This is a genomic window from Larkinella ripae (genome assembly GCF_054780775.1).
The window spans coordinates 1089270-1102580 of record NZ_BAAGVR010000001.1 but is presented as its reverse complement, the minus strand read 5'-3'; the positions used below and the strand labels follow the sequence as shown (position 1 = coordinate 1102580).

The window sequence follows — 13311 nt, the reverse complement described above, 5'->3', positions numbered from 1 at the left end:
TCAGGAAATAACGGTTCCCAGTATCCGGCCGATTTCGATGTCTACTTTTTTGTAGTGCATATACTCCATCATCAGCCGGTCACTTTCCGCGGCATCGGTTGCCTGGCTGATGAGCTGCTTAATCTCCCTCATTCGCTGCTCAGCGACCATTTTCTTCAGTCGCAGAATATTGGTAAAAGCCGCATCAGCTAGCTTATCCACTTCGGTCGGAACGTATATTTCGTGCTTTTGCCAGTTTTCGCTGAGCTGATGCCGCACCGTAACCAGTCCAATGGCCTCATGCTGATACGTTGGATTCTGATGACGCAGAAAGTAATCGGCCGTTCGGATTTCATTGGCCAGAAACCCTTCCCGAATCTCCGTCAGCATTTCATTAAAAACCGGCGTTACAAATTCCATCGTTCCCAATTCACTCAGCATGTAATGGCAGACCGAAATGTCGGGTTCGAGTTCGTGAGCGCCGTAATTGATCAACAGGCGGACGCATTCTTCTTCCTGGTAAAAAAGAGGAGGGCGGTTTTTCTGGCTCGTTTTACTGACTGATCGTTGCTCGGCGGGTGAGGTTTCCACCGGAAAATCACCCAGAATCTCCGTTAGTTCTTCCGGAAACGAATCGTAGCTTTGCGGGGCCGCGCGGCCCGTCCCCGACGGTTTTTCCGGCTGTTGTTTAAGCTGTTGCTTTTGCTGCGTAAGCACCATTCGGTTGCTTTCTGAAATCAGCGTTTGCTCATCGACCTGCAACTGGCGGGCGGTTTTTTGAAAAAAAACCTGCCGCTTGATTGGGTCTGGTATTTTGGTGATACTCTGAATGATTTCGGTGATGATTTCCGCCCGTTTGAACGGATTCTCGCCGGCATCTTTCAGCAGCATGTCGGTTTTAAACGTGATAAAATCGTTGGAATGCCGGCTCAGGTAGGTACGAAACGCTTCGGCTCCGACTTTCCTGACGTAGCTGTCGGGATCATCACCGTCCGGAAAAGTCGCTACGCTCACGTTCAACCCTTCCTCGAGCACCATGTCCAGACCGCGCAGGGCGGCTTTGATTCCGGCCGCATCCCCATCATACAGAATGGTTACATTTTGGGTAAACCGGCTGATGAGTCGAATTTGCTCAATAGTCAATGAAGTACCCGAAGAGGCCACCACGTTCTTGATGCCGGCCTGGTGCAGGGATAAAACATCCGTATACCCTTCAGTCAGGTAGCAGACCTCTTCCTGTCGAATGGCGTTTTTGGCCTGAAAAATCCCGTACAGGACCTGACTTTTGTGGTAAACTTCGGTTTCGGGCGAGTTGATGTATTTGGGCTGGTTTTTATCCGCTTTCAAAATCCGGGCGCCAAATGCAATGACGCGACCCGCTACATTATGAATCGGAAAAATAACCCGCCCCCGAAACCGGTCGTACGTTTTGCCGCCTTCTTTCGATAAGATCAACCCGGCTTTTTCGAGCAATTCCGGCCGATAGCCCCGGCGACCGGCTTCCTGCAAGAGCGCATCCCATTGATCCGGACTAAAACCCAGTTCGAAGGATTGAACAGTATTGTCCAGAAAACCGCGTTCGCGGAAATAACTCAGACCGATGCTTTGTCCTTCGTCGGACGTCAGCAAATGCGAGTGGTAAAATTCTTTGGCAAAATTGAGGACGATAAACAGACTCTCGCGTTCATTTTGTTTAATCAGTTCGTCGGGCGTGAGCTGTTCTTCGGCGATTTCGATGCCGTATTTTTTGGCCAGATGGCGCAAAGCTTCCGGATAACCGATGTTTTCGATATCCATCACAAACCGCACGGGATCACCTGCCTTGCCGCAGCCAAAGCATTTGTAGATTTGCCGAACGGGCGAGACATTAAACGACGGGGTCTTTTCGTTGTGAAACGGGCAGCACGCAATCCAGTTCTGTCCCCGCTTTTTAAGCGAGACATAATCACTGATGACGTCGATAATATCCGCCGACTGACGGATGCGGTCGATGGTTTCCTCGGGAATACGCATACGTCAAAGGTACGCAACTCCACCCGCTTTTGGCAACGTTTTTGCTATTATCCGCTTGGACCGCCCGTTCGCTTTCCGGTGCGGTTTTTTTCTCATGGTGCATGCTACCTCCTCAAAATCAGCGACTTTAATATTATTAAATTTGCTTGTAAAAACAATTGAAGTTGGAGTTGTTGCTTTCCTGGTATTAAGTCTGGACGGCTGTACGAAAAACCGGGGCGATGAGGATGTGGCACCCTCGGCAAAAACCGCTGACCAGTTTCCGGCCGATGTTGCACTCCGGTGGTCGGCGATGCAATTGTACCTCATTCGGAATTCGGCGGGTTTTACACCCCCGGTCGCTTCGCGGGCGCTCGGCTACGGCGGGCTGGCTCTGTACGAAGCCATCGTTCCCGGTTTGCCAACCCAGCGGTCGTTGGCCGGGCAGTTGAATGGACTGACCACCTTACCCACAACCGATCCGCAGGCTATCTACCACTGGCCTGCTTCCGCCAACGCAGCCATGGCCTACATTTTAAAGAAGCTTTACGCCAACACGAGCGACGCCAACAAAACAAAAATTGATTCGCTGGAAAGCCTGATCCGGTCGGGCTTTGCCAAAGAAGCCGTGGAAAGTGACGTGCTGGAGCGGTCCGTAGCGTTTGGAAACCAGATTGCCGAGGCCCTTTTTGAATGGTCGAAAACCGATGGCGGCCACGAAGGCTACAATCGAAATTTTCCGGCCGACTACAAAGCACCGCTTTTCAACGGCTCCTGGCAACCGACGGAAAATGGCCGAAAAATTCCCATGCAACCGTATTGGGGCAAAAACCGCACGTTCATTGCCGACCACATGACCATGCCGATTGCAAAACCGCTGCCGGTTTCGGCGGATGTCAAGTCCCAGTACTTTGCCCAGTATCTGGAAGTTTATACGAAAAACAAATCGCTGACTCAGACGGAAAAAGAAATCTCAATCTGGTGGGCCGACGACCCAAGCGATACGTTTACGCCCCCCGGCCATTCGTACAATCTGGCCCGGATTGCCATTCAGTCAACTCAGGCCGATCTGGGTAAAGCCGCTGAAACGCTGGCCCGAACCGGAATGGCCGTTGCCGACGCCTTTACGATCTGCTGGAAGTGTAAATACCTTTTCAACAATGAACGACCGTATACCTTTGTGCGCCGGACCATTGATCCGGCCTGGATACCCTTCTGGCCCGCACCACCTTTTCCGGGTTACAGCTCCGGACATTCCACCCAGTCTGCGGCAGCCGCCATTGTGTTAAGTGCGGTTTATGGGGAAGCGTTTGCGTTCACGGATGATTCGCACGTCAACCGGATTCGGGACGAAAAACGGAATACGGAATTTAAAGCGCGGAGTTTTAAATCTTTCTGGGAAGCCGCCGAGGAGTCGGCTTATTCCCGATATCTGGGCGGTATTCACACCCGGCAGGATAATGAAATCGGCCTGAGCAGCGGAAAAACAATAGGGGAGAATATCAACAAATTGAGGTGGAAAAAATAAAGCGTTAAAAGCTGGGTACCGCATTTGTTCTACGCTTGCGGTACCCAGCTCTTAACGCTTCACGTTTCATTCTAATAAGCTCTAACGCCTTTTCCTTCCATAAAATTAACGAAGGATTTATTCACCACTTTATTACCGCCCGGTGTCGGATAATTGCCGGTGAAATACCAGTCGCCGGAATGATTCGGGCAGGCCTTGCGCAGATTCTCAACCGTCTGGAAAATCACCGCCACGTCGGCTTGCAGGTCTTTCGGCGTCACGATCTCCGCTACTTTATCCGAAATCTGGTCGTGCGTAAATGGCTCATACAGCGCCTTGACGTAATTGATCGAAGCGGCATTGCCCGATTCGATAGCCGCCACGCACTGCGCGTAAATTTCATCGACCCGGTTTTCGTACCCGCTCTCTTTCAGCAGTTGCAGGATGGCCCGGAAGGCCACAAATTCCTTCATTTTCGACATGTCGATCCCATAGCAATCGGGGAAACGAATCTGGGGCGCCGACGACACAATAATGATTTTCTTGGGACCCAGCCGGTCGAGCATTCGTAAAATACTTTTCTCCAGCGTCGTACCGCGTACGATGGAATCGTCAATAACAACCACATTATCAACGCCTTTCCGAATTACTTCAAACGTGGTGTCATAAACGTGCGAAACCATTTCGTCCCGCTGGGAGTCATCGGTAATGAACGTCCGGAGTTTGACGTCTTTCGAAACCAGCTTCTCAATCCGGGGTCGGAACGACAACAGCCGGTCCAGGTCCTGTTCAAACAGAATGCCCTCCATGATGGCTTTCTTCCGCTGCTTCGCCAGGTATTCTTCAATGCCTTCGACCATGCCAAAAAAGGCGGTTTCGGCCGTGTTCGGAATGTAGGAGAAAACCGTATTTTCCAGGTCGTAATCAATTTCCTGGAGAATTTGCGGAATCAGCAATTTGCCCAGCGTTTTGCGTTCGTTGTAAATATCGGGATCGGAAGCCCGGGAGAAATAAATTCGCTCAAAACTGCACGAACGTTTTTCCACCGGCTTGATAAACTCGTATTCGTCGTACTCGCCGTATTTGTCGATTATCAGCGCGTGACCCGGTTTTACTTCCTGAATCTGCTCGTATTCGACGTTGAAGGCGGTTTTGATGGCCGGTTTTTCGGACGCGACTACCACCACTTCATCGTCGGCGTAGTAATAAGCCGGGCGAATTCCGGCCGGATCGCGGGCGACAAAAGCTGCGCCAAAACCGGTCATGCCGACCATCGAATAACCGCCGTCGAAATCCCGGCAGGAGCGGTGCAACACCCGTTGCAGGTCCATGTTATCTTCGATGATGTCAGACAGATCGGGATTTTCGTAGATACCCTTGAACCGGTCGAAAACCCGCTGATTTTCTTCGTCCAGAAAGTGCCCGATTTTTTCCATAACCGTGACGGTATCAACCTCATCTTTCGGGTGTTGACCCAGCGAAACCAGCTTTTTAAAAAGCTCATCCACGTTGGTCATGTTGAAATTGCCCGCCATCACCAGGTTCCGGCTGCGCCAGTTGTTCTGACGGAGCATCGGGTGACAGTTTTCAATTTCGTTGGCTCCGTGCGTGCCATAACGCAGGTGCCCCATCAGCACCTCACCCGTAAACGCAAGGTTTTCCTGAAGCCAGCGGGCATCGCGGACTTTTTCCTTGTTGTTTTTGAGTGCTTTACGAAATTTCTTGTTGATCTTCTGGAAGATGTCGGCGACCGGCTGGCTGGCTACCGAGCGGTAGCGGCTGATGTAGCGGTGGCCCGGCGGTACGTCGATTTTGATGTTGGCAACCCCGGCGCCGTCCTGCCCGCGGTTGACCTGTTTCTCCATCAGCAGGTACAGTTTGTTGATGCCGTATAAATGAGTGCCATACTTATCGATGTAATATTGGTATGGCTTGCGGAGCCTTATCAGGGCAATACCGCACTCGTGCTTTATGGCGTCGCTCATGCCTGGTATTTTAGTTGGTATGAAGGTAACTCCCGAACTTTGCTTTTCGTTCAGTTGATGGTATAGCAAAGTTACGAAAACCGCAAAGCTGATGACGTACCCGGAACAATACTTTTTTTGATTGTTACCCATTGGTCGCCCGAGCGTCTCTTTTGTTATATATCGAATTGAAATATTTAAAGTTTTCGATTTTGCCAATAAAGCTCGATTGGCAACGGTTTAGGGTGTGGTGGTCAGCCTTTTAATTTCTTCGTACAGAGTTCTGAAACAGTTTGAAGCCGTATTCTCGCTGTTGTCGGTTTTTTTTCGCCCGTAATACTCGTCCAGGAACGAACCGGCATCCGACCAGACGGTTTGAATCATTCCGTGAAACCGGTCTTTCATTGTTTTGGTCGCCGTGGCCCGAAACCGTACCATATCCTGGGCTTGAGAAACCGCATTTTTGGGCATTCGCCACGGGCAGGTCATCACTTTCAGGCCCTTCATGGCGAAATAAACCGGCGTTTGATCCGGGCGTTCGTAGTGCCAGTCGCAGATCATGACGTCTTTCGGAATCAGGTCGATAGCGCGGTGTGTGTTGTTCATGCTGGCTTCCCACATGCCCAAACCGGTGGCTTTTCCGTCCAGAAGCCGGTCGCCCCAGATCCACAGCGTCCGGCCATGCTGGGCCAGATGGTCACGGATGGTTTTCACTTCACCGGCAAATAACTCGGCCTTATCGCGCCCCGAACAGCGCGGGCATTTATCATCACCGATGTAAAAAACTTCATCCATTCCGGCGTGAAAAGCATTGGCTTCAAAAACTTCGCAAATCTCGTCGACCAGATCGAACACCACCGGATGGACTTCCGGATGCAGGGGGCAGTAGCTTTTGCAGTACAGGCCGTCGGGGTTGGGCCACTGATAAGTGGCCGGCATTTTAACGTGGGGCGTTTCGTCGAACTGGGGGTAAACCCGCAGCAAATTGTGCGTTCGGCTGGCCCACGACTGATGCCCCAGCAGGTTGATCTGCGGAATCAGCCGGATGTTGTTCTTCTGGCAGACCCGCACCATTTTCCGAACATCCCGTTTCGAGAGGGCCACACTGTCCCGCAGTTCGGGATGACTTTTGAATTCGTAATTAAAATCCACCCTCAGAATCAGCGTGTTGACCTGCCGGGGAGCCAGTTCTTTTTCGATAAACGTCACAAACTCATCAACCCGGTTGGTTTGCGGAGCGCCAATGCAAAAGCCCCGAACCGGCAGCAGACTGTCGATGGGCGTCTGCGCCCGCGAGGGGTTCGGCAGCAAAAGCAGCCCGATCAGCGTGTACCATAGGAAAGAGAAACGTTTCATACTTAGGGGAGGAGTGAGGGTAAAAGGTTCGACACGGGTTACAAGCCTTCGATCCAGCGCAGCAGCCAGTCGGGTTTGAAAAAGAGCAGCAGCACCGGTAGCGTCAGCGCGGTTGCCAGCAGAAGCTGTGGGCGGTTTATCGAAACGTCTGGTAAAGAGGCTGTTGGGGCAGGACGGAAGTACAGCAAAAACGGAATTCGAAGGTAATAAAACAACGAAATAACGGCATTCAATAAGCCCAGTCCGAACAAGGCCATTAACCACGGATTGCCACCGGTTTGGTACGCTTCCAGCAGAGCCGAAAAAGCAAGTAATTTAGCCGTAAAACCCACCGTCGGCGGCAAACCGGTCAGGGCAATCATAACGGCCGTGAGGGCCGCGCTCAGGAGCGCCTGGCGGTTTCCTAAGCCGCTGAAATCCTGAAGAGTCAGGCTGCCGTTCCGGTGCCGGGCCAGCACGTCGATGAGCAGAAACGCGGCCATGTTGATGAACACGTAGGTGGCGATATAGAAAGTAGCAGCTTCAAAACCGGTTTCGTTGAAACTCACCACGCCCACCAGCAGAAAACCGGCGTGGGCGATGGAGGAGTACGCCAGGAGTCGTTTGGCATCCGTTTGCCAGAGTGCCGACAGGTTGCCGAGCGTGATGCTGGCCAGAGCAACAACCGTGAGCGGGGTCTGGAAATCGGCGGGCAAGGTCGTCAGAACGCGCATCAGCACCAGCAGGGCAGCCGCTTTGGGGGCTACGGAAAAGAACGCGACGACGGGGGCCGGGGCGGCCTCGTACGCGTCAGGCGTCCAGCTATGAAACGGCACCAGCGACAGTTTGAACAAAATACCGGCCAGCAGCAAAAAACCGGCGATGTAAATGACGAAGGAGTCGTTGCGGGTCAGCTCTTCGGCTGCGTCGGCCAGGGCAAGGGTGCCGGTCAGGCCGTAGAGCAACGACATGCCGTAGAGCATGATGGCCGAGCTGATGGCTCCGAAGAGCAGGTATTTCAAACCACCTTCCGAGGCTTTGCGGCTGGCCGAAAGGGCCGTGAGCAGGTAGGAACTCAGCGAAACCAGCTCGATGCTGAGGTAAATGGTTAGCAGATTGACCGACATGGTCATCAGATACAGGCCGAGGAGCAGGCCCAGCAGAATCGGAAGCCAGTCGAGCCGCAACGCATCGTGTGGCTGGGGGACCGTCCAGGCGTGTAAAATGGCAAAGAAAGCCGCTGCGGTGACGATGAGCTTGTAGAATACCGCCTGGTTATCGAGCAAAAGAACCGAATTGAAGAGGAACCCTTTTTCAGCCGTCCACTGTCCGACAACCAATGCGCCGGTTACCAAAACCGCCAGCAACGAAAGAGCGTAAAGAATGAAACGGTGTTGGTGGTGGGGGAGTTGGGCTGGTAGGAAAGCCGCCGGTTCGGGGGAAAAACCGGCCCGGCGGTTTTTGGAACGGGCGGTAAACACCAGGTCGGTCATGACAACAAGTCCAATGGCAACCAGTAATGCTACCTCCGGCCAGAAACCGGATAAGCTCAGTAAACTATCATTCAGTTGATCAGGGAGTTGCAAAGCGCAGACGGATAGGCGAATTTTGATGGCAGTAAAGGTACAAAAAAACCGTACGGGTTTTGGGATTGGTTCGTTATCTTGTCGGAGCGAATACGGGTTCGGATTTGTTCAATTGTTTTATCAGCAACCGATTCAAATGAAAACCACACTGATCTGGGGCCTGCTGGCCTTTGGCCTGGCGACGCAAACCCACGCGCAGGGCGTTTTTCTGACCGACGTCAACGGACAGGTCATACGGGCCAACAAATACGTTGATGTGCAGGGGTCGCCGTACCTGAACGAAGCCTGGAAACAGGGCACCGTTATGGCCGCGAACAGCAAGGCGTATCCGAACCTGAACGTGCGGTATGATGTCTATGCGGGCGAACTGGAATACCAGCAGAACAACCAGACGTACCGGCTGAGTCGCGACGCGATGAAAGAATTCCGGATTATGGACGGCAACGAACTGATCTTCCGGAACGGGTTTGCCGCAGTCAATAACAACACGCCAAAGACCTTTTACCAGGTGCTGGTCGATGGGTCGACGAAACTGCTGAAGCAGCACAAAGTAAACATGTCGGAAAACAAGCCGTTTAATTCGGCAACGGTAACGAAGGAATTCCAGAAGCAGGAGTTTTATTTTATTGCCAAACCGGACGGCACCCTCCAGCGGATTCAGAAAAACAAAAAATCGGTGCTGGGCGCTTTGGCCGATGACAAAGACCGTCTGGAGAAATTGATTAAAGAGCAGGATCTGAACCTGAGCGACGAAAACAGCTTGATTACGCTACTGGAGCGGTATAATACGAAATAAGAATAGCGAGGTGAGAAAAGCGCCAGCGCAGGCTTCGCTTGTCTCACCTCTTTTGCCTGCCTAAATAATTCCTTCCTGTTTGGCGCGTTCTTCGTATCCGTGCAACTGCACCGGTTTTTGGTTTTTCCGCAAGCGCATGTTCAGGAATTCAACCAGCAGCGAGAACGCAATGGCAAAATAAAGATAGCCCTTGGGCACGGAACCAATGGCTGAATTAAAGACTTCAATTTCGGCCAGGTGGGCGCCTTCGGCAATCAGCATAAAGCCAATCATGATCAGAAAAGCCAGTCCAAGCATCTGAATACTGGGGTGTTCGTTGACGAATTTGCCGACGGGGCCGGCGAAAAACATCATAATCAGAACCGATACCACCACGGCGACGATCATGACGGTGATGTTCTGCGTTAAACCGACGGCCGTCAGAATGGAGTCGATTGAAAAGACAATGTTGATCACGGCAATTTGCGTGACCACGCCGGAAAGGCTGGCTTTCCCTTTGGACGCCGACGTGCTTTCGTCCTCTTCTGACTGTCCTTCGAGCTTGTGATGAATTTCCGACGTTGCCTTGTATAAAAGGAAAAGTCCCCCCGCAATCAGAATAACACTTTGTCCGGTAAAAGCGGCCTTTAACCAACTGCTGTTGTAATGCATGAAGGGTTTGCTGAGCGAAATCAGCACTGAAATTCCGAACAACAGAATCACGCGGAAAATCATGGCCAGAATCAACCCCAGATTACGGGCTTTAGGTTGGCTGGCCAGGGGAAGTTTGTTGGCAGCAATGGAAATGAAGATGATGTTGTCGATTCCCAGAACGATTTCCAGAAACGTCAACGTGAGCATACTGACAAGGTTTTCGGCAGAGAACAATTGATCCATTCGGCTTTTAGTTGATCGGTCGTGAACAGGTTCGAAATTACCCGCTTTGCGGCATTTCAGCAAAACTTTTGTCGAAATGAACCCGCCGAGAAGGAAAAGGTTTGCGGTTTTGGATGAGTGTTAGGACCCGGTTTTTCGTCCTTTGGAAAGGCCTGTCCGTAAACTGTGATTATGCTTACAAATTATTTTCAGAAAATACGCGGGAATCTGCAAAAAACCGCTTTTAGTTATCAGACAAAGTAAGAAAATATTTATGCCGAAATAGGTACCATTTTTTGCGGTTAGTCTGCGTTTAATCAGAGCGTGATAAAAAACTAATTATCTGTTTACCTGATGGTTAGTAACTGGATGTAGAAGTCAGTACCCCTATTTTGGCTCAAAATCGAAGGTAGCGGATTAAAAGACAAAGAAAGTTATTGTGTATATACATACAAGAAAAAATGGTAAATTATTTTTGCTGCCATATAATAAATTTAGAGTTCGGTATTTGTTAGTTAAAGTCCATTTCGCGTAAATTTGTTGTAAGTAAACTCTGAATCTGAGTTAGAAAGACGTGTAGGATGCTTCGTTTTCCCGGTGATTTTTGCCCTTTTTAACGGGAAACAGCCCAACTCAACGACCATTGAAATAGTTCTTTAAATTCGCAAAAAAATAGTTGTAAATACTTAGGTATTTTAGAGTTCCAAAATCAGGAATAACGGGTGACTTCGTAGGATAAAATATACAACGTCAACCGGTTTTATTTGCTGATTTTTTAAAGAAGTAACCACGATTTTCCAGGGCTACTTCGTGCGAATGGATTACAATGGTCACAACCTCCTCCATAGATCAGTTATTAAGTCCATGAGCGGTCTTGACGGGCTGCCGGCCTAACTTTTACTATATATTTTAGTCACGGACGTATGAAGTCATCGAATATGTACACCTATCCCATGTATCCGCAGGGGGAGATTAACTCATCGGATGTGCAGGGAACATTACGAGACTATCTGAAACACTGGAAATGGTTTTTAATATCGCTGATCACGATGATCGTGGCCGGTTTTGTCTATATCTGGTTTACCGAGCCCATTTATCGAATTCAGGCTAGTTTGCTGGTCAAGGATGAGCAGAAAGGCATGTCGGACGACGGGATTCTGAAGGAACTGAATATCTACAGCCAGAACAAGGTCGTCGAAAATGAGATTGAAATTCTGAAGTCGAATACCCTGATGAAGAAAGTGGTGGATACCCTCGGCCTGAGTGTGCGCTACTTTCGGAGCACTCCCTTCGGAAAGCGGGAGATTTATGAGGATGTCCCGGTCCGCCTTGTCCTGAACGCCCCTACGCCCAACATCTACCGGGCCGATTTACAGGTGGGCATCATCAGCCCGACCACGGTGCGCCTGAACGATTGGGTTTATCCGGCCAATCAGATGATCAATACGCCCTTTGGCCGCCTGCAAATCGTGCTGAAACAGCCGGTGGTGTATACCAACGAACCCATTGTGGTGCAGGTCATGCAGGGGCCGCAGGCTATCCGGCACTATCTGAGTAAATTAAAAGTAGAACCCAGCAGCAAAGCGTCTACGGTTTTGTTGCTGACCATTGAGGATCCGGTTCCGGCCAAAGGAGAAGCCATCCTCAATCAGATGATCGCCAATTATAATTCGACGGCCACCGAGGACAAAAACAAGGTGGTGGCCAATACGCTGAAGTTTATTCAAACCCGGCTGAAGCTGGTTTCCGGCGAACTGGCGGGGCTGGAAAAATCGATTGAAAACTACAAATCGACCAACCAGATTACGGACATTGGCTCCAATGCCCAGGCGCTGCTGAACAACCTGCAAACAAACGACGCGCAGCTCAACCAGGTCGCCATTCAACTGAGCACCCTGGGCGACGTAGAACGCTACATCCGGGGCAAAGGCAACAACCGGGGCCTGGTGCCTTCAACCATGGGATTCAACGACCCGACGCTGACTTCGCTGATTAACAAGGTCACGGAACTCGAGCTGCAACGAAATCAACTGGTACGGACAACTTCCGAATCGAATCCGCTGCTGCGCTCGCTTGAGGACCAGATTGCCACCACCAAATCCAGCATCAACGAAACGATTGCCACGCTGCGCAGCATTCTGACCAATACGCGCAGCCAGTTGCAGGCGACAAACCAGCGGTATGAATCGCGAATTCGGGTCATTCCGGGCAAGGAACGGACGCTGATGAACATTACCCGCCAGCAGGCCATCAAAAACAATCTTTATACGTATCTGCTTCAAAAACAGGAAGAAACCGCCCTTTCGTATGCTTCCATTGTTTCAAACAGTCAGGTGATCGACATGGCCAGCGGGAGCCCGGAACCGGTAAAACCCGTTAAGCTGCTGATTCTGTTTTTGTTCGGAACCGTCGGCTTGGTGGTTCCGATTGCGATCATCCGGGTCCGGAAAATCTTCAACGAGAAAGTTTCGGGTCGGGCCGAAATCAATCAGGCGACGGAAACCCCGGTAATTGGCGAGATTGCCTACGTCCGGCACGAATTTCCGGTAATCGTCAACGGGCGGAAACGCTCCGTGGCCGCCGAGCAGATTCGGGCGTTGCGGACGAACCTGCAGTTTCTGCGCACGAATCCCCACGATCCGCAGGTCCTGCTGTTCACCTCCAGCCTGAGTGGCGAAGGCAAATCGTTTTTGTCGCTCAATGTGGCCGTTAGTATGGCCCTCGTAGGTCGTCCAACGGTGATTATGGACATGGACCTGCGCCGACCCAAGCTGCACAAAGCCCTGAACATGCTTAATTTCCGGGGTAGCAGCAGCTACCTGACGGGCGAAGCCACCTTGGACGACATTCTGCAGCAGGTACCCGGTTTTGAAAATCTGTTTATTATTTCGTGCGGCCCCATTCCGCTTAATCCGTCGGAGTTGCTCAGCACCCCGCGTCTGGGCGAGCTGATTAACGAACTGCGGATGCGGTTTGACAACATTGTGATTGATTCTCCGCCGATTGGCCTGGTCACCGACGCCCAGTTAATCGGGCCGTTTGCCGACGTAACGCTGTATGCCATTCGCCACAATATCACGAACCGCAGCTATCTGAAACTGGTCGATTCGCTGTATCAGGAGAAGCGGTTTCCCAACCTGAAGATTGTCTTAAACTCCGTCAAGAATAAATATTCGTACGATTACCGCTATTACTATTACCGGCGATCGGGCAACGACAAGCCCAATCTCCTGCGAAAGTATTTACTCCATTGAGACAACAAACCCTGAAACGTCCCCGACCCTAAAATCAGTAAAG

The 13311-nt window shown here is 51.1% G+C and carries 8 protein-coding genes; 3 read left to right on the top strand and 5 right to left on the bottom strand.

Annotated elements, in window-relative coordinates:
* Positions 1–1992, bottom strand: coding sequence for a DNA primase (dnaG, locus tag ACYVHX_RS04395; protein ID WP_460670382.1), 1992 nt, complete (start codon positions 1990–1992; stop codon positions 1–3).
* Positions 1993–2134: 142 nt separating this feature from the next.
* Here dnaG and ACYVHX_RS04390 point away from each other — a divergent pair, with 142 nt between their 5' ends.
* A complete protein-coding gene (locus ACYVHX_RS04390) occupies positions 2135–3499 on the top strand; it encodes a vanadium-dependent haloperoxidase (protein ID WP_460670381.1) in 1365 nt (454 codons plus the stop codon).
* 71 nt (positions 3500–3570) lie between these two features.
* Here the strand turns inward: ACYVHX_RS04390 and ACYVHX_RS04385 are convergent, their stop codons facing one another.
* From ACYVHX_RS04385 to ACYVHX_RS04375, 3 genes are all read right to left on the bottom strand, one after another.
* A complete protein-coding gene (locus tag ACYVHX_RS04385; protein ID WP_460670380.1) occupies positions 3571–5463 on the bottom strand; it encodes an amidophosphoribosyltransferase in 1893 nt (630 codons plus the stop codon).
* 219 nt (positions 5464–5682) lie between these two features.
* Positions 5683–6798, bottom strand: a complete 1116-nt coding sequence (locus tag ACYVHX_RS04380) for a family 20 glycosylhydrolase (protein WP_460670379.1) — start codon at positions 6796–6798, stop codon at positions 5683–5685.
* Positions 6799–6836: 38 nt separating this feature from the next.
* The gene (locus tag ACYVHX_RS04375) at positions 6837–8363 is read right to left on the bottom strand and encodes an NADH-quinone oxidoreductase subunit N (protein ID WP_460670378.1); all 1527 of its coding nucleotides are present in this window, start codon (positions 8361–8363) and stop codon (positions 6837–6839) included.
* A 136-nt stretch (positions 8364–8499) separates the two neighbouring features.
* On the opposite strand from ACYVHX_RS04375, the gene ACYVHX_RS04370 reads away from it, so the two are divergent.
* Positions 8500–9159, top strand: coding sequence for a hypothetical protein (locus tag ACYVHX_RS04370; protein ID WP_460670377.1), 660 nt, complete (start codon positions 8500–8502; stop codon positions 9157–9159).
* A gap of 60 nt (positions 9160–9219) precedes the next feature.
* Here the strand turns inward: ACYVHX_RS04370 and ACYVHX_RS04365 are convergent, their stop codons facing one another.
* Positions 9220–10035 carry a TerC family protein gene (locus tag ACYVHX_RS04365; RefSeq protein ID WP_460670376.1) on the bottom strand — a complete coding sequence of 272 codons (816 nt, stop codon included), beginning with the start codon at positions 10033–10035 and terminating at the stop codon, positions 9220–9222.
* A gap of 902 nt (positions 10036–10937) precedes the next feature.
* Here ACYVHX_RS04365 and ACYVHX_RS04360 point away from each other — a divergent pair.
* Positions 10938–13268 carry a GumC family protein gene (locus tag ACYVHX_RS04360; protein ID WP_460670375.1) on the top strand — a complete coding sequence of 777 codons (2331 nt, stop codon included), beginning with the start codon at positions 10938–10940 and terminating at the stop codon, positions 13266–13268.
* The last annotated feature ends 43 nt before the right edge of the window (positions 13269–13311 follow it).